This is a genomic window from Deferrisoma sp., from assembly GCF_054681715.1.
This window is the reverse complement of the sequence record NZ_BAAHFQ010000069.1, coordinates 1-16,898: the sequence shown is the minus strand read 5'-3', so window position 1 is coordinate 16,898 and position 16,898 is coordinate 1. Positions and strand designations below refer to the sequence as shown.

The following is a 16,898-nucleotide window of genomic DNA, read 5'->3' as shown; positions in this document are numbered from 1 at the left end:
CACCTGCCGGAACTACTCCCGGGCCTATCTGAGGCACCTCTACAAATCCCGTGAAATCCTGGCCTCGCGGCTGAACACCCTCCACAACCTCCACTTCTATCTGGATCTGATGCGCCGGATCCGGGAGGCGATCGAGAAGGGATCGTTCGCGCGGTTTCGCGAGGCGTTCCAGGAGACGTGGAGCGGGGGTGGCGTTTCGGGGGCATCCTCGTAGTTCAACAAAGGAGAATCGTCGAGATGGATTTTCTGTTTCCCGCGACCGCGTTTGCCATGGGGGCCCAGGGGCAGGGGGCCGGGGGCCAGGGCAACCCCATCGTCAGCCTGCTCCCCCTGATCCTCATGTTCGTGATCTTCTACGTGCTCCTGATCCGGCCCCAGCAAAAGCGCCAGAAGGAGCACAAGGCCATGCTGGAGGCCTTGCAACGGGGCGACGAGGTGATCACCTCCGGCGGGATCCACGGCAAGGTCACCGGCGTGACGGACGAGGCCGTGACCCTCGAGATCGCCCCCAACGTGAAGATCAGGGTCTCGAAGCCGGCCATCGCCACCGTGAAGAAGCGGGGCGGGTAGCCGCGGTCCGAAGTGCGTGGACGGAGGGTGCGGTCTGCCCGGCCCACGGGGGCAAGGGGGAGGGGCCCCTCTGCTCCCCGGCTTCCTAGCTTCCCAGCCTTCTCGCCTTCCAGCGCCGAGCTCTACGGAAGGAGTGTTCGATGTCGATGAGCCTCAAGTGGAGGGCCGCCATCGTGGCGGCCGTGACCGTTTTGGGGATCGTGTTCCTGTTGCCGAGCGTCATGGGCCCCGATGCGAAACTGCCCGGGTTTTTGGCCGAGCGGCGGCTCCACCTGGGGCTCGACCTCCAGGGCGGCATGCACCTGGTGCTTGAGGTCCAGGCCGAGAAGGCCGTGGAGCAGGCCGTGGAGCGGATGGCGGCCGAACTCAAGGAGGCGCTCCGGGAGGAGCGGATCCGGGCCCGGACCGTGGAGGCCCGGGGCAAGGAGATCCGGCTCGTGCTCCGGGACGCGGAGGCGGCCGACCGGCTGCAGGCGCTTCTGGACGACGACTACCCGATGCTTCGCCCTAAGGCCCGCACCGAAGAGGGGGGGCGGGTCGAGATCGTTCTGGCCCTCGATCCGGCCGAGGCCCAGCGGATTGAAAAGTACGCCGTGGACCAGGCCATCGAGACGATCCGCAACCGGGTGGACCAGTTCGGCGTGACCGAGCCTACCATCGTGCCCCAGGGCGAACGCCGGATTCTCATCCAGCTCCCCGGCATCAAGGACCCCGAGCGGGCGATCCGGCTCATCGGCAAGACGGCCCAGCTCGAGTTCCGGCTCCTGGCCGAGGATGTGAGCGTGGACGAGGCCCTGAAAAACGGCCCCCCGCCGGGCACCGAGATCCTCTATGAACACCAGGTGGATCCGGTGACCCGCCAGGTGGTGGGCCGCCGGCCCCTGGTGGTGCAAAAGCGGGTCCTGATGGGCGGCGACGTCATCACCGACGCCCGGGTCCAGATCGACCAGCGCTACAACGAGCCGTACGTCACGCTCAACTTTGACAAGCGCGGGGCCCGGATGTTCGAGCGGATCACCTCGGAGAACGTGGGCAAGCGCCTGGCCATCGTGCTGGACGGCGTGGTCCAGTCGGCCCCGGTGATCCGGGAGCGCATCCCCGGCGGCCGGGCCCAGATCACCGGCCGGTTCAGCCTGGAGGAGGCCCGGGATCTCGCCATCGCCCTTCGCTCCGGGAGCCTGCCCGCCCCGGTGGAGATCCTGGAGCGCCGCACCGTGGGCCCGTCGCTGGGGCACGACTCGATCCGGGCGGGGCTCACCGCGCTGGCGATCGGCGGCGCCCTGGTGGTGCTCTTTATGTCCGTCTACTACAAGTGGGCCGGGGTGGTGGCCGATCTCGCCCTGATCATGAACGTGGTCCTCATCCTGGGTTGCCTGGCGTTGTTCGAGGCCACCCTGACGCTGCCGGGCATCGCGGGCATCGTGCTCACGGTGGGCATGGCCGTGGACGCCAACGTGCTCATCTTCGAGCGGGTCCGGGAGGAGCTACGGCTCGGAAAGTCGCCCGTGAACGCCCTCGAAAGCGGGTACGCGAAGGCGTTCTCCACCATCCTCGACGCCAACGTGACCACCTTCATCGCCGCGGCCGTGCTCTGGCAGTACGGCACGGGGCCGATCAAGGGGTTTGCGGTGACGCTCGCCATCGGCATCGTGGCCAGCATGTTCACCGCGATCGTGGGCACGCGGGTCGTCTTCGACGCGTTCCTCCGGCGGCGCACCATCCGCCGGTTGAGCATCTAAGGGCCGGAAGGGGTCAGCCATGGAAATCATCCGTCCGGGCACGAACTACGATTTTCTGGGGAAGCGAAAGATCTTCTTCGCCCTGAGCGCCGCTCTCATCCTGATCGGGCTCGCGAGCCTCGTGGTGCGGGGCGGGCCGCGCTACGGCATCGATTTTGCCGGCGGCACCCTGATCCAGGTGCAGTTCCACAAGCCGGTGAAAGCCGGCGATATCCGCTCGGCCCTCGCCGACGTGATCCCGGGCCAGGTGGTGGTGCAGGCCTTCGGAGAGGAGAACGAGTACATCATCCAGACCGAGCAGAGCTCCGGCGAGCTCGAGGGCCTGGCGAAGCAGGTCCACGACGCCCTGGCCCAGAAGCTGGGGGACGACACCGTGGAGATCCGCCGGGTCGAGATGGTGGGGCCCAAGGTGGGGAAGGACCTCCGGGAGAAGGGGCTCCTGGCCGTGCTGTTTTCCCTGGGGGCGATCCTCCTCTACATCTGGTGGCGGTTCGAGCTCCGGTTTGGGTTCGGGGCCGTGGCCGCGCTGTTTCACGACGTCTTGATCACCATTGGGGCGTTCTCGCTGTTCAACAAGCAGTTCGACCTCACCACGGTGGCGGCGCTCCTGACCATCGTCGGGTACTCCCTGAACGACACCATCGTGGTGTTCGACCGCATCCGCGAGAACATCAAACGCACCGGCGGCAAGGGGGACCTGGAGGCCCTGGTGAACCGCAGCGTCAACGAGACCCTGAGCCGGACGCTCCTGACCTCGGGTACGACGCTTCTGGTGGTGATCGCGCTGTTCCTCTTCGGCGGCGGGGTGATCCACGACTTCGCGTTCGCGCTCCTCGTGGGCATCGTCGTGGGGACCTACTCCTCCATCTACATCGCGAGCCCGGTGGTGCTGGCCCTGGAGAAGCGGGCCGGGGGCGCCCGGGCCGTGGAGTCCCGCGCCTGATGCCCGAGCGGCGCTGGCGGATCCGACCGACCGAGCCCGGGGCCTGGGAGGAACTCTCCCGGGCCCTTGGCGTTTCGGGGCTCGTGGCCCGGGTGATGGCCGCCCGGGGCTTCCGGCCGGGGGCGGAGGCGGAGGCGTTCCTGAATCCGCGGCTCTCCTCCCTGCCCGATCCCTTCGGGATTCCGGGCATGGCCGAGGCGGCCGAACGGGTGGCCCGGGCCGTGGAGGCCCGGGAAGCGCTCTGGGTGTACACCGATTACGACGTGGACGGGGTGACCTCGGCCGCCCTCCTGACCGAGTTTCTGGAAGCCTGCGGGGCGAAGGCGCGGTGCCGCCTGCCCCGGCGCGACCGGGAGGGGTACGGGCTCAAGGCGGAGGCCATGGAGGAGATGGCGGCGGCCGGGGCAAGGGTCGTGGTGACGGCCGACTGCGGCATCCGGGCGGTGGAGGCGGCCCGGCGGGCCCGGGAACGTGGGGTGGAGCTGGTAATAACCGATCACCACACCCCGGGGGAGGAGCTCCCCGACGCGGCCGCCGTGGTGAACCCCCGGCTTCCCGGCGGGGCCTACCCCGAACCTGCGCCGGCCGGGGTGGGGGTGGCCTGGAACCTGGCCGCGGCGGTCCGCTCGGTGCTCCGGCAGCGGGGGCACTTCGACCGTCGGCCCGAACCGGATCTGCGGGCCTGGCTCGATCTCGTGGCGGTGGGCACCGTGGCCGACATGGTGCCCCTCCGGGGGGTGAACCGGGTGCTCGTGACGGCGGGGCTCGGGCTCTGGAACCCGCCCCGGCGGCCCGGCCTCAAGGCCCTGGCCGAGGTGGCGCGGCTCCGGCCACCGCTCACCGCCGGGAACCTCGGGTTCCACATCGGCCCTCGGCTCAACGCCGCCGGCCGCATGGAGGGGCCCCGGGCGGCCCTCGATCTGCTGCGGGCCGGGGCCCAGGACCAGGCGCTCGGGTGCGCCCGGGTCCTCGACGGACTAAACCGCCAGCGCCAGGCCGAGGAGCGCGCCGCCCTGGCGTCGGCCCGGGAACGGGTGGAGCGGGAGGGCTGGTGGCCCGGCCGGTGGGGCCTCGTGGTCGACGGCCCCGACTGGCACCCGGGAGTGGTGGGCCTTGTGGCCTCCCGGATCGCCGAGGCGTTCCACCGGCCGACGGTGGTCCTGGTGCCCCAGGGACCGAGCCTCAAGGGTTCGGCCCGGTCGGTCCCGGGGCTTCACCTGGTGGAAGCCCTGGAGGACTGCCGCGACCTCCTGGTGCGCTACGGGGGGCACGCGGCCGCTGCGGGGCTGGAGCTCGAGGCCGACGCCCTGCCGGCGTTCCGGGACCGGTTCGACAAGGCGGTGCGCCGGCGGCTCCGGGAGGAGGACCTGGTGCCCGTCCTGGACCTGGATGCCGAGCTGCGGCTCGGGGAGCTCGACGGGGCGACGGTGGGGGAGCTTGCCCGGCTCGAGCCCTTCGGCGTCGGAAACCCCCGGCCGGTCTTCGGGTTGCGGGGACTCGAGGTTCGTTCGGTGCGGGACCTGGGGGGCTCGGGGGAGCACAAGGCCCTGGTGGTGGAGCACGAGGGGGTCCGGGCCGAGGCGGTGGCCTGGAGGGCTCCGGAGGCCTGGGGGTTCCTGGCTCCGGGCGCCAGGGTGGACCTGGCGGCCACGGCCGAGCTCCACACCTGGAACGGCCGCACGTCGCTCCGGCTCACGATAAAGGACGCCCGCTCGGCCGGTTGACCCGAACGGCGGCGCCGACGGGAAAGGGAGGTTCGGCGTTCCAGCCTCCCAGCGTCCCAGCCTTCCAGCGCGAAAGGGCCCCCTGCGGGTGATCCGCAGGGGGCCCTTTCGCTCCTACGGCTTGAGCATGAGCGAGGGGAGCCAGGTCACCGCGTCGTGCCAGAACGCCACGATCATGAGGCCGATGACCTGGATCACGACGAAGGGGATGATGCCCTTGTAGATGTGGCCGGTGGTGACCTCGGGGGGGGCCACCCCCTTCAGGTAGAACAGCGCGAAGCCGAACGGCGGCGTGAGGAAGGAGGTCTGGAGGTTCACCGCGATCAGCACGGCGAGCCACAGGGGGTCCACGCCCATCGAGATCATGATGGGAGCGAGCACGGGAACGTGGATGAAGGTGATCTCGATGAAATCGAGGAAGAACCCGGCGATGAAGATGATGCCCATCACGATCACCAGGATGCCCCACTTGCCGAACGGGAGCCACTCGATGAAGGTGCGGACCACGTCGTCGCCGCCCATGCCCCGGAACACGAGCCCGAAGGATCCCGCGCCCACCAGGATGATGAACACCATGCAGGTGAGCTTGGTGGTGGCCCGCATGACCTCGCGGACGATCTGGAGGTTCAGCCGGCCCTTGAAGGCCGTGAGGATCGAGGCGCCCACCGCGCCGAGGGCCGCGGCCTCGGTGGGGGAGGCGATGCCCGCGAAGATGGAGCCCAGGACCGCGACCATGAGGAACGCCGGAGGGATCAGGGCCACCAAGACCCGCCGGGCCAAGGTCCAGCCCTGGACCTGGGCCCGCTCCTCTGCCGGGATCGGCGGGGCCCACTCGGGCCGGATCATGCCCACGATCAGGATCCAGATGATGTAGAGGGCCACCAGGATGAACCCGGGGATCACCGAACCGATGAAAAGGTCCCCGATGGGGACGTTCATGATGTCGCCGAGGAGCACGAGCACGATCGATGGCGGGATGATCTGGCCCAGGGTACCCGAGGCCGCGATCACCCCGGTGGCGAGCTCCGTCTGATAGCCGCGGCGGAGCATGGTGGGGAGCGACAGGAGTCCCATGGTCACCACCGTGGCGCCCACGATGCCGGTGGAGGCGGCCAGGAGCGCCCCCACCACCACGACGGAGATGGCGAGCCCCCCCCGCATCCGGCCGAAAAGGAGCGCCATGGTTTCCAGGAGCTCCTCGGCGAGCCCCGAGCGCTCGAGCATGACCCCCATGTACACGAACAGGGGCACGGCCAGCAGGGTGAAGTTCGTGACCGTGCCCCAGATCCGAAGGGGCAGCAGGTTGAAGAAATCGAACCCGAACCCCACATACCCGAAGAAGAGCGCCGTGCCGCCCAGGGTGAACGCCACCGGGTAGCCAAAAAGGAGCACGGCGAAAAGCACCCCGAACATGATCGCCGGCAGGACCTCGTGGACCACCTCCACCAGGGGTTCGAACTGCTCGGGGAACTCGATCCAGCCCTCAAGGGTGGCCTTCACGGCGAACCCGAAGGCGAGGAGCCCGAGGCCGGCCAGGATCCAGGTGACGGCCCATTTCTTGCCTTGTCCGCCCTCGGGAGCCGGGTTCTCCCGCAGGAACCGGTAGTTCTTGATCGCCTCGGCCACGCCCTGGAGCAGAAGGAGGAAAAACCCCAGGGGAATCATGGCCTTCAGGGCGTATCGGGCGGGAAGCCCGCCTGGGTCGGGCGAGGTCTCCCGCACGGCCCAGGAGTTCATGACGAACATCTTGGTGCACCAGATCACCAGGATCGCGAAGGGAATGAGGGCGACCAGCGAGCCGATCAGGTTGATCCACGCGCGCTTTCGCTCGTCGAGCTTGGCGTAGATGATGTCGACCCGGACGTGGGCGTCCTCCTTGAGCGTGTAGGCCGCCCCGATCAGGAACACGATGCCGAACAGGTGCCACTCGAGTTCCTGGAGCGCGATGTTCCCCCGCTGGAAGCCGTACCGCATGATGGTGTCGTAGGCCGTGAGCAACACCATGCCGGTCGTGAGCCACGACACCGCCCTGCCCACCCCATCGTTGAGCCGGTCGATACCTCGGGCGAGGGCATCCAGGGGACCCATCGGACCTCCTTTCCGATTCCGGTGCACGTGTGTTTGGCGGAGATAAACTCGGAAGGGTTCCGGGAAACGGCGCCGGAACCCTACCACAGCCGGCGGGCACAATTCCAGGAGCACCGGATGCTGGTTTTGGGCTCGCGCCGTTGGATGCATCTGGTGCGCAGACGGTTCCAGAGGGTCAAACGGACCGGGCGCCAGCCCGCATGGAGAGAAGCCGTCCTAGAAGGGCGCAGCCGGCGACGGCGAGGATCACCCGGGGGCCCAGGATCCAGCCCCCGTGCCCCCCCAGGACGACGAACAACAGGGTGTCCTCCACCACCGCGTGGCAGGTGCACAAAAAGAGCGACAGCAGAAAAATCTCCCTGGGCGTCATGCGGCCCGACCGGCTTTCCTGGATCAAAATGCCGGCCCCGTACACGATGCCCAGGAACACCCCGGCGGCCAGCCCCACGGCCGCGCCCTCGCCGAGCCCGATCCGACGAAGCGACCCGGCGTAGGGGCCGAGTCGCCGCCGCACCCAGGGACGGTCCCGGAGCACCTGGAACGTCACCGTAAGGGGCACGATCACGGCGGCCACCTGGAGGAGGGTGAGCAGGGCGTTGCCGAGCGAAGCTAGCACGCTCACGGCATCACCAGGTTCACCAGGAATCCGGCCGAAAGGCCCAAGCCCACCCGGGTCGCAGCGAGGAGAACCCAACGGGGGCAGACCTGGCGGATCACCGCGGTTTCAATCACGAGCGCGTGGGAGAGCCCGAGCACGAGTCCCAGGATCGTGATCTCGCGGGGGGTGAGGTGGAGCGGGGCCATGGCGCCGATGGCGGCGTAGAGATTCACGCTCATCCCGGCCACCAGGGGCAGGGCCGCCTCGCCGGGCAGCCCGATCCATCCCATAACGGGCGAGAGCGCCCCCGCCACCCAGGGTAGCACCGGGGTTCGGGCCAGAAGATCCACGAGGACGTAGGCCGGAAGGAGGACCTTGGCCAGAATGACCAAGGACGTCGCGCTCTTCCGGAGCCCCTCGCGCACCGAATCCCGGAGTGGGGGGGGCGATTCCCGAAGCGAGGAGGTCGAGGGCTCCACCGGCTACGCCCCCAATCGGCGAAAGGAAAGGTCTGAGAAAATTTCCATCCGTTTCACTTTTTTTCCGGAAAGGGGATTGACAAGGTCATGGAACGGTTCCAAATATAGTACCGGAACGTTCCCCCGTTAGCCCCGGCCCTTTCCTCCTGGGGTCGGGGATTTTTTTGCCTTGATTCCAGGGGCCTCCGGTCCACCCGGCGAAAGCGGTGGATGGCCTGCCCCCCCGGGTCCTCTCCCGCGAGAGAATCCTGTCGCCGATGCACGCCGGGTACCCGCCGCAAGGCCGCGCGGCCCTTCTCCGTGACCTCCGTGCCCTCCGTGGTCCCAACAAGTCCTGCCTCCGGGCGACCGCCTCCCGGGGCTTCTACCCCCCGAACTCCCGGCGCACGTACCGGCGCACCGTGTCTTCCAGGTCCTCCTTCCAGTCCCGGTGGTACACCGTGCGGGTCGCGATCTCCACGGCGGCGATGGCCGCCTGGATCTTCTCGGGCAGCCGTCCCACCCGGCGGCGGAATTTCGGCGTCTCGGCCACGATCGCCGGCAGGTGGGCCAGGAGGACGCGGCGGTACGCCCGCTGCTTGAGGAGGTCCGGGCGGGTTCGGAACAGCTCGAACAGTTCCGCGTACCGCGCGTTGATCTCGCGGCTCACGTCGGCCGAGATATCGGTCAGAAGCCGCGTGCGGCCCGAGGCCTCCCACCGCCGCAGCAGGAGCCGGGCCTCCTCCTCGGCCCGACGCTCCAGGATCCCCAGCACCTGCCCCACGTAGGTGGGCTTGACGGCGAGAAACTCGTCGTCGGTCATGAGCAGGTTCGCGAGGATCTCGTAGGACGAGCTAATGACCCCGCACTTGTTGGCCGAGGCGTCGCGGATCACCACCACGCCGCAACGCTGAAGTTCCTCGCGGGCCTTGGGTGTGACGTAGGAGTTTGCCCCCTCCACGATGGCCCGGCAGGTGGGCTTGCCGTCGGCGTCGAGCAGGTTTTGCCAGTTCGTGTCGTCGATGGTCTCCGGCCGGCCCCCGCCCGGGATGAAGAGGTCCGCCGGCACCCGGAACACGGCGCCATCGAACTCCCGGTGGAACTCGTCTGTCGTGACCCATTGCTCCTCCACCCCCTCGGCCGTACGCACCCATTTCCGGTAAAGGTCCCGGAGCCCCTCCCTCTTCCGACCCCGGCGCAGGAGCAGGAATCCCCCGGGGTGGAGTTTTTCGGGCCGGAAGGCGTCGATGTTGTCCTTGAGGATGAGACGGCCGAGTTCCTCCCAGTCGATCCCTTCGGGATCGTAGAGCACCCCCGAGCCGGCCACGATGAGGCGGAGCGAGGCCCTGGGGCATCGCTCCCGCAGCAGCCGCATGGCGTTTCCGGCCACGTCGCCGTTGGTGCCGCCGGTGATCTTGACGGTGAAGGGATCCCGGGCCATGTCGATTCCCAGATGGCCCATCACGATCTCGGCGAACCGGATGACCCCGAGCGAGGTGACACCGTACTCCTTGTGGTTGATGCCCACCCGCTTGGACGAGATGATCCCCTTGCCGAGCACGTACCCCCGTCGCACGGCCTCCCGGGCGATCAGCTCGATCATCTCGTCGTGCATGTTCTCGTCGGGGCCGAGTTCGATGGGTTCGTCCTCTCCGTAGTAGTCCACCACCCGCGGGTGCAGGGCCCTGCCGTTTCGGGTGACGAAAAGATCCAGGAAGGCGTGGAGGAAGCCGTACTGGAGCTTATAAAGCCGCTGGGTCACCAGCCCCGGGTCCGCAAGGTCCGAGGCGTCCATCACCACGGTCATCTTGGACCCGCCCTCGTAGATATCTTTGTTCTTGAGGTGCTGGGTGTGCGCGAGCACGTACACCTCCCGAAGGAGCGTGTTCGCGTTGGTCACGAAATCGTCGGGGCTGCGGCAGATAATCGTGCGCCATCCCCCCCGGGCGATGTCGGAGAATCCCACGTGGTATCCGGCGCCGTGGCGGCCGAAGAAGAACGTGATCCGAAACGGCTCCCCCTCGGGCAGGTCCGAGGTGAACTCGGGGCCCAGCGCCTTGAGGTACGCGGGGTCGAGCCGGAAGCCCAGGGCGTGTTTCTCGGGGACGAAGAAGTTGGTCTTCAGGGTGTGCTCGATCAGGAGGAGCGCCGTGCGAAAGATGGTGCGGCGCACCTCGTCCAGATGCCGGTGGCCGGTGTTGTAGTTGGCCACGAGGGCCTCCACCTCGGGCTTGGCCCGGGCATAGGCCTCGTCCCGGTCGGACCGGTCGGGGTCGAACCGGGTACGGAACAGCCGGACCAGGGCCAGGGCCACGTCCGGACTCGCGTAGAACGCCCGCTTCACCTCCCCCAGGTCGAAGCGGTCGGGCTGGTTGTGGGCGAGGTTCGTGTGGCAGAACGCGATGAAGGCGTTGGTGAGGGTGGCGTCTTCGCCGGTCATCGTGCCCTTGGGGACGAACTCTTCATACAGGGGGCCGCTGGGGGAGAGGATCTGGGTGTTGTAGAGCTCCGCCTGGAGCGTCCGGAAGAGCTCCGAATCCTTTTCCAGGAGTTTTCCGTCCCGGGTCGTCACGTAGAACGTGCCCAGGAAGTACGGGTGGACCCCGGTGGAGATGGTGAGGCAGTAGGCCCGGCGCACCCCCAGGTCGAGCCGGTTGAACACCTCCATGGCCTGGGCCAGGAACCCGGGCTGGGGCGGGTTCCCCACCGCGAACAGCAGCCGGGACTCCCGGTGGTGCACCACGTCCTCGGTGTTCTCCACGTCGAGGTACAGCCCGCCGTGGCGCCGGGCCGTCTGGTAGAGCCACAGGATCCGGGCCACCCGCTCGGGGGGCGAGATCCGCACGTAGTGTTCGTTGTTGAGCCACAGGAGCCCCAGCACCTTGTCGAGTTCCGCAAAATCAAACTCTGGGTACATCCGCCGGAGGGCCCGGGCGACCCCCCGCCGGATCGCCTCCGGCACCTCGGGCCGGGGGGCCGCCGCGATCTCGGCGTGGGGTCTGGGGTCGAACTCGAACCGCTGGATCTCGAGCTCGCACCCCAGCTCGGGGATCGGGTCGTAGGAGTGGGTGACCTCGGCGTACGAGATCTCTCGGTCGGCGAGATCCCGGAACGACCGGTACACGGTGCCGGGCAGGTTCAGGCAGGCCAGGATCAGCTTTTTCTCTTGCTCGGTAAGGATCAGACGCCGGCTGTGGGTGAGCCCCCCGAGCCCGGAGGCCAACTGCACCAGGGCCTCGGTCTCCTCTTTCATTGTGATGAAGAAGTACGGGTGCATGTGGTCCCGGAGCCACTCGAGGTTCCGGAGCGCCTGCTGGTGGTGGGTACGGAGTTCCCGGCGCAGGTTTCGGTAGACCGGTTTGGCGGCGTCTGGGTACATGGCGGCCTCCTGGGAAGGGTTTGATATTACGAAACATGGCCCATGTACCAGAGCCCGGCGTTGGTGTCCAGGGCAAACCGACGTGTCGGGCTCAGTTTCTGGCGAGCCGAAAGAGGCTCCGTGCCGTGGCCGGGCCGAGCCAGGCCAGAGCGATGCCGAGCGGCAAAACGTAGTACACGATCCGGTACACGAACACGGCCGCCAGCGCCGGCTCGAGGGGCACCCCCGTCGAGACGAGAACGGCCGTCATGCCCCCCTCCACGAACCCGATCCCCCCGGGGGTGAAGGCGGCCGCACCGGCGAAGATGCCGATGGCGTAGCCGGCCAAAAGCGGGGTCCAAGGAACCGGATGCCCCACGGAACGGAACGAAAACGCCAGGCAGGCGAGGGCGAGGCCCCACTCCCCCGCCACCCAGAGGAACGCCCCCGCCAGCCCCTCGGGGTGGGACCGCACCCACCGGGCCGCCCGGTCGAACCGGTGGTGGGTTTCGGCCTCCATGTCCGGGGAGAGCCGGGGAAGCCGGAGTCTCCGGCGCCCCCAGCGGTAGGCCCGAAACCCCAGGTAAAGCACCCGGTGCCGGAACCGGTGGTGCAGGAACGCGGCGGTGAGCGCCCCAAGGAGCCCCAGGCTCAGGGCCGCGAGCGCAAGCCGCGGCGCCGCCCGGGTCCAGGGAAGTTTTCCGGTGAGGAGGGGTAGGCCGAACCCCGCCGCCACGAAGAGGAGGAGCACGGCGTTCATGAGGGTGGTGTGGAGCATCGATACCAGGGCGTTGTCCGAGGGGTGGAGGCCCTCCCGGTGGAACAGGGCGAGCCGGAGGCCCACGCCTCCGACCCCCCCGAAGGACACGAGGTAGTTCAGGGTCGTGGCGAGGAACCCCACCCGCAGGGTTCGGCCCAGGGGAAGCCGGATCCCCAGGGCCTGGAGAAGCGCCGCGAGGCTCGCCCCGCCGCACAGGTAACTTCCGGCGGTGGCGAGGCTCGCGAGCCCCAGGGGACCGGGCCGAAGCTCCGAGAGGTGGAGCCCCACCCGGCGGAGGTCGCCGGCCAGGAACAGACCGCAAAGGATCAGGATCCCGAGGCCCAGGAGGGAAAGCGCCGTGCGCCGGATCATCGCCGGGTCCCGGGCTCCAGGCGCACCGTGGCCCCGTAGTAGGCGCCGGTCTCCCCGGCGTCGGTGAGGAGCACCGGCACGGCCTCGTTCACGCCCAACCCGAGCCCCGCCCATCCCCCCCGGGGCACGGCGGCGCACCCGGGATGGAGTCCCGGGTCCTCGCGGACGACTCCCTCGAGTTCCCCCACCTCACCGACGATCCGCACCGGGTCTCCGGGCGCGAGGCCGAGTCGTTCCGCCACCGACGGGTGCACCCGGACCTCCAGCGGGGCGGTCTGCTCCTCCGGGAGCATCTGGGAGTGAAGGGCGTCGGGCCGGATGAGGGTGAGAAACCGGAGCGGCAGCGCGGGGGCGGGCTCCCCGTCCACCCGTTCGAGGAACCGGAACCGGGCGTCGGGGTGGGCGAACCCCCCGGTCCATGCCACCGCGGGCCAGGGCATCCGGGCCCAGCCGGCGGCGCGGACGGCCTCCAACGAGGGGCCGTCCGCGGGAAGACAGGCCCGGAGCCACTCCTCCCGGTCGGCGAACGGGAACTCCGCCCCGAGGCGCCGGGCCACCTCGGCCACGATCTCGAAATCGCCCCGGCACCCCTCGGGCGGGTCCACCACCTTGCGCACGGCGCCCACCACGTTGGCCCAGTAGGATCCCACCAGGTCTTCCTCCTCGAGCCACAGGGCCGGGGGGAGCACAACCGTGGCGTGGCGGGCCGTCTCGGTCCAGAATCCGTCCACCACGATTCGGGTCTCGATGCGGGAGAACGCCTCGACGAGCCCCTTGGTGTCGGGTGCCTGGTTGAGGAGGTTCGATCCGGCCACCCAGGCCACCTCCACCGGGGGATCGGCAAGCGGGAGTTCCCGGGCGAGGGCCGGCAGGAGGAGCGGCGGGACGGGAAGAAGGACGGGCCGCGGCCGGGGAAGGTGGCGGGAGGAAGGGATGTTGAAGTAGAGCCCTCCGCCCTCAATGCCGAGGGTCCCGGCCAGGAACGCCAGGGCGTGGATCGCCCGCACGTTCTGGCCGCCCAGGGGATGGCGCTGCACACCCCAGCCCACCACGGTGGCGACCCGGGGGGTGGCGGCGTAGGGGTGGGCGAGGGCCCGGGCGTCCGCGGAGGACACGCCCGACGCCTCGCACCACGCCTCGGCCGACCGCGAGAACACGAGGGCCCGGAACGCCTCGGCATTGGCCGCCCGGTCCCAGGGCGGTGTGCGGGGCTCGGCCTCGAGGAACAGCCGAGCGCAGGCCAGGGCCAGGAACCGGTCGGTGCCGGGCCGGACCCGCACCACCCGGTCGGCCAACCCCCGAAGCCCCGACGGGTCGGGGTTCACGGCGATCACCTGGACCCCGCGCCTCCGGGCCGCGACCACCTGGGCCGCGGTGTGCACCGAGCTCGCCCGGGGGTTCTTGCCCCAGAGCACGATCGCCTCGGCCCGGTCGATCTCCAGGGGGTCGTTCATGTCGAGCCGTCCGGCGTCGGCCTCCACCGCGGCGATGCCGGCGCCGTCGCACAGGCTGCCCCGCGTGCCCCGTGCCCCGAGGGAGCCCATGAGGTAGTCGAGGGCGGCCTTGGAAACCCCCATGGACCCGGCGCCCCGCACCCAGAGGATCCGGGCCGGATCGCGGCTGCGGGCCCGGTCGAGGGCCTCGCACACGCGGTCCAGGGCCTCGTCCCATGAGGCCGGCCGAAAGCCCTCGCCGTCGCGCACCCAGGGCTCCCGAATCCGGTGGGGGCTCGTGAGCCGCGCCGGGTACCGGCGGATCTTGGCGCAGGTGAAGCCCCGGGTGTAGGGGCTTGCGGGGTTCCCCCGGAGCCGAATCCCCCCGGCCTCCACCCGGCACAGGACGGAGCAGCGGTCGGGGCAGTCGAGGGTGCAGGTGGTCACCGTGGGCATGGGCCTCCTCCGGGAACGCCGGGCAGGATACCCCAGCGTGGCCCGGTCCGCCACCGCCCCTGGGGAGCGACGCGGCATCGGGGCGGTGGTAGGATAGGGCGCCTTGCCGCGAGCGAGGTGTGTTGCACCACGGAGGGCACGGGGGAGGCACCCCGGTTTGCCCCTCCGGCCCCTCCCACCAAAGGAGCCGTCGGAGCCTTGGAACCGAGCGAGGTGATCGTCGCGCGGGACGTGGTGAAGACCTTCGGCGCCGTGCGGGCCGTGGACGGCCTCTCGTTCGCGGTGGAGTCGGGCGTCTGCTTCGGGCTCCTGGGCCCCAACGGCGCGGGCAAGACCACCACGGTGCGCATGATCTACGGGTACTCGCCCCCCACCGCGGGGGAGCTTCGGGTGTTCGGCCTCGACGTGGTGCGCCACCGGCGGGCCGTGGCCGCCCGCACCGGGGTGTGCCAGCAGGACAACAACCTGGACCCGGACCTCACGGTGGAGGAGAACCTCCTCGTCTACGCCCGGTACTTCGACCTTCCCCGCGACGTGGCGAGGAAACGCTCGGAGGAGCTCCTGGACTTCATCGCCCTGGGGCACCGCCGGGGGGCGCGGGTCCAGGAGCTCTCGGGCGGCATGATGCGCCGGCTCATGATCGCCCGGGCCCTGATCCACCGGCCCGCCCTCCTCATCCTCGACGAGCCCACCACCGGCCTCGATCCCCAGTCGCGCCACCAGGTCTGGGAGCGGCTCGACGAGCTCAAACGCCGGGGGATCACGGTGGTTCTGACCACCCACTACATGGACGAGGCCGCGCGGCTCTGCGACCGGCTCCTCATCGTGGACCACGGGAAGGTGCTGGTGGAGGGGAGCCCCCGGGAGCTCATCGCGGCCCACGCCGGCCGGTACGTGATCGAGGTGGCCGAGCCCTCGGCCGAGGCCCGGGCCTTCGTGGCCTCCACCGGGTACCGGAGCGAGGACCTGGGCCACCGGCTCCTCGTGTACTGCGACGACGGGGAGGCCGTGTTCCGCCGCCTGGCCGAGGGGGCCTGCAGGGGCGGGTGCACGCTGCGCATGGCGACCCTGGAGGACGTGTTCCTGCGCCTCACGGGACGGGAGCTTCGGGAATGAGCCTGGAGATCGCGGGCATCTCGTACCGGTTCGTCCGGGTGTGGCAGCGCAACTTCACGGTCTATCAAAAGACCTGGAAGATCGGGTTCCTGCCCCCGCTCCTGGAGCCCCTGTTCTACCTGGTGGCCTTCGGGGCGGGCCTCGGGGGCTTCGTGGGCGAGATCCACTACGTCGGCCGGGAGATCTCGTACGTGGCGTTCATCGCCCCGGCGCTCGTGGCCGTCACGATCATGTTCAACGCGTTCTACGAGAACACCTACGCCTCGTTCGTGCGCCTCCACTTTCAAAAGACCTTCGACGCGATCCTCGCGACCCCGCTCTCCCTGGAGGACGTGATCGCGGGGGAGATCGCCTGGGGCGCGACCAAGTCCGTGATCGCCACCGTGCTCATGGTGGCGGTGCTCGCGCCCTTCGGACTCATCCGGATGCCCGGGGGGCTCCTGCTCGTGCCCCTGGCCCTTCTCGGCGGGTTCGGGTTCGGGGCGCTCGGCATGTGGTTCACGGGGCTCGTGCCAACGATCGAGGTGTTCAACCTGCCGGTGTTCCTGGCCGTGACCCCGATGTTTCTCTTCAGCGCCACGTTCTTCCCCCTGGAGGCCCTGCCCGCCTGGGGGCAGAAGGTGGCCTTGGGGCTGCCCCTCACCCACCTCGTGCTCCTGGCCCGCGACTGGTCCCTCGGGCGGTTCCACCCGGGCCAGTGGGCCTCCCTCGCCTACCTCCTCGCCTTCGCCGGGGTGTGCTTTCCCCTGGCCCTTCGCCGCATGCGCCGCCGGCTGATCCGGTGACGGGGCACGCCTCTTCTTCCCGTTAGGGCGCGGGGCCGCCGGGACACTGGGAAGGTCCCCAGGGCCCCTTCGGGGCCCCGCTACGCAGGACTGTAACATCCGAGTCAGGGTTTAGGGTGGGAGCGGCGCCCATGTCAGGTGCCAGAGGACAGAAGACAGAGGACAGGGGGTTTCTGACATCTGTCCTCTGAATTCTGACCCCCGATACGGCAGCCGCTCCCACGGGTTGGCCGACGCGACGACGTCGGGATCCCGAATGTTCTTAGCCGCCTAGCCGCCGAGCAGCCCAGCCGCCTAGCCGAAGTTACTTGGAAGCTCCGGTAGACCGCGGGGCGCGGCCTGTTCGCAGAAACAATAACGGCTCATCCGGCAAATGATGGGGTGGGCTCGTGGATGAACAGGACTCGCAGTTTGAAGTACTCCTGGTCCCGGAAGCCATAGGCCTGGCGCTTGAGCACCTTGATCTTGTTGTTCAGCCCCTCCAAGGGGGCCGTGGTG

Annotated in this window: 14 protein-coding genes; 7 read left to right on the top strand and 7 right to left on the bottom strand. The window is 69.4% G+C overall.

What is annotated here, in order from left to right:
• The 5 genes from ACY0I8_RS10840 to recJ all read left to right on the top strand — a co-directional run.
• On the top strand, positions 1 to 214 hold a 214-nt coding region (locus ACY0I8_RS10840), incomplete at its 5' end, for a tRNA-guanine transglycosylase (protein ID WP_461394758.1).
• Positions 215 to 237: 23 nt separating this feature from the next.
• The gene (gene yajC / locus ACY0I8_RS10835) at positions 238 to 570 is read left to right on the top strand and encodes a preprotein translocase subunit YajC (protein WP_461394757.1); all 333 of its coding nucleotides are present in this window, start codon (positions 238 to 240) and stop codon (positions 568 to 570) included.
• Between the two features lie 146 nt (positions 571 to 716).
• Entirely contained in the window at positions 717 to 2,309 is a 1,593-nt protein-coding gene (gene secD / locus ACY0I8_RS10830) for a protein translocase subunit SecD (protein WP_461394756.1), read from the top strand.
• A 19-nt stretch (positions 2,310 to 2,328) separates the two neighbouring features.
• Entirely contained in the window at positions 2,329 to 3,252 is a 924-nt protein-coding gene (gene secF, locus ACY0I8_RS10825; protein ID WP_461394755.1) for a protein translocase subunit SecF, read from the top strand.
• Positions 3,252 to 4,976, top strand: a complete 1,725-nt coding sequence (gene recJ, locus ACY0I8_RS10820) for a single-stranded-DNA-specific exonuclease RecJ (RefSeq protein WP_461394754.1) — start codon at positions 3,252 to 3,254, stop codon at positions 4,974 to 4,976. The genes secF and recJ overlap by 1 nt, the downstream gene beginning before the upstream one ends.
• A gap of 114 nt (positions 4,977 to 5,090) precedes the next feature.
• Here the strand turns inward: recJ and ACY0I8_RS10815 are convergent, their stop codons facing one another.
• From ACY0I8_RS10815 to ACY0I8_RS10790, 6 genes are all read right to left on the bottom strand, one after another.
• Positions 5,091 to 7,064 carry a TRAP transporter large permease subunit gene (locus tag ACY0I8_RS10815; RefSeq protein WP_461394753.1) on the bottom strand — a complete coding sequence of 658 codons (1,974 nt, stop codon included), beginning with the start codon at positions 7,062 to 7,064 and terminating at the stop codon, positions 5,091 to 5,093.
• A 175-nt stretch (positions 7,065 to 7,239) separates the two neighbouring features.
• On the bottom strand, positions 7,240 to 7,686 hold the full coding sequence (locus ACY0I8_RS10810; RefSeq protein ID WP_461394752.1) for a hypothetical protein: 447 nt from the start codon (positions 7,684 to 7,686) through the stop codon (positions 7,240 to 7,242).
• The gene (locus ACY0I8_RS10805) at positions 7,683 to 8,087 is read right to left on the bottom strand and encodes a nucleoside recognition domain-containing protein (protein WP_461394751.1); all 405 of its coding nucleotides are present in this window, start codon (positions 8,085 to 8,087) and stop codon (positions 7,683 to 7,685) included. The genes ACY0I8_RS10810 and ACY0I8_RS10805 overlap by 4 nt, the downstream gene beginning before the upstream one ends.
• 418 nt (positions 8,088 to 8,505) lie before the next feature.
• Positions 8,506 to 11,499, bottom strand: coding sequence for an NAD-glutamate dehydrogenase domain-containing protein (locus ACY0I8_RS10800; RefSeq protein ID WP_461394750.1), 2,994 nt, complete (start codon positions 11,497 to 11,499; stop codon positions 8,506 to 8,508).
• A 91-nt stretch (positions 11,500 to 11,590) separates the two neighbouring features.
• Positions 11,591 to 12,610 (bottom strand): lysylphosphatidylglycerol synthase transmembrane domain-containing protein, encoded by a 1,020-nt coding sequence (locus ACY0I8_RS10795; RefSeq protein WP_461394749.1) that lies wholly within the window; start codon positions 12,608 to 12,610, stop codon positions 11,591 to 11,593.
• On the bottom strand, positions 12,607 to 14,499 hold the full coding sequence (locus ACY0I8_RS10790; RefSeq protein WP_461394748.1) for a molybdopterin-dependent oxidoreductase: 1,893 nt from the start codon (positions 14,497 to 14,499) through the stop codon (positions 12,607 to 12,609). The genes ACY0I8_RS10795 and ACY0I8_RS10790 overlap by 4 nt, the downstream gene beginning before the upstream one ends.
• Positions 14,500 to 14,697: 198 nt before the next feature.
• On the opposite strand from ACY0I8_RS10790, the gene ACY0I8_RS10785 reads away from it, so the two are divergent.
• Both ACY0I8_RS10785 and ACY0I8_RS10780 read left to right on the top strand, forming a co-directional pair.
• Entirely contained in the window at positions 14,698 to 15,615 is a 918-nt protein-coding gene (locus tag ACY0I8_RS10785; protein WP_461394747.1) for an ABC transporter ATP-binding protein, read from the top strand.
• Positions 15,612 to 16,400, top strand: coding sequence for an ABC-2 transporter permease (locus ACY0I8_RS10780; RefSeq protein ID WP_459942559.1), 789 nt, complete (start codon positions 15,612 to 15,614; stop codon positions 16,398 to 16,400). Before ACY0I8_RS10785 ends, ACY0I8_RS10780 begins: the two co-directional genes overlap by 4 nt.
• A gap of 362 nt (positions 16,401 to 16,762) precedes the next feature.
• Here the strand turns inward: ACY0I8_RS10780 and ACY0I8_RS10775 are convergent.
• Positions 16,763 to 16,898, bottom strand: a 136-nt coding sequence (locus ACY0I8_RS10775) for a transposase (protein ID WP_461394759.1), incomplete at its 5' end; no start/stop codon positions are given.

Coding starts and splice junctions, on each gene's coding strand:
- ACY0I8_RS10780 (WP_459942559.1), top strand. CDS start 15,612: ATGAGCCTGGAGATCGCGGGCATCTCGTACCGGTTCGTCCGGGTGTGG.
- recJ (WP_461394754.1), top strand. CDS start 3,252: ATGCCCGAGCGGCGCTGGCGGATCCGACCGACCGAGCCCGGGGCCTGG.
- secD (WP_461394756.1), top strand. CDS start 717: ATGAGCCTCAAGTGGAGGGCCGCCATCGTGGCGGCCGTGACCGTTTTG.
- ACY0I8_RS10815 (WP_461394753.1), bottom strand. CDS start 7,064: ATGGGTCCCCTGGATGCCCTCGCCCGAGGTATCGACCGGCTCAACGAT.
- ACY0I8_RS10795 (WP_461394749.1), bottom strand. CDS start 12,610: ATGATCCGGCGCACGGCGCTTTCCCTCCTGGGCCTCGGGATCCTGATC.
- secF (WP_461394755.1), top strand. CDS start 2,329: ATGGAAATCATCCGTCCGGGCACGAACTACGATTTTCTGGGGAAGCGA.
- ACY0I8_RS10800 (WP_461394750.1), bottom strand. CDS start 11,499: ATGTACCCAGACGCCGCCAAACCGGTCTACCGAAACCTGCGCCGGGAA.
- yajC (WP_461394757.1), top strand. CDS start 238: ATGGATTTTCTGTTTCCCGCGACCGCGTTTGCCATGGGGGCCCAGGGG.
- ACY0I8_RS10790 (WP_461394748.1), bottom strand. CDS start 14,499: ATGCCCACGGTGACCACCTGCACCCTCGACTGCCCCGACCGCTGCTCC.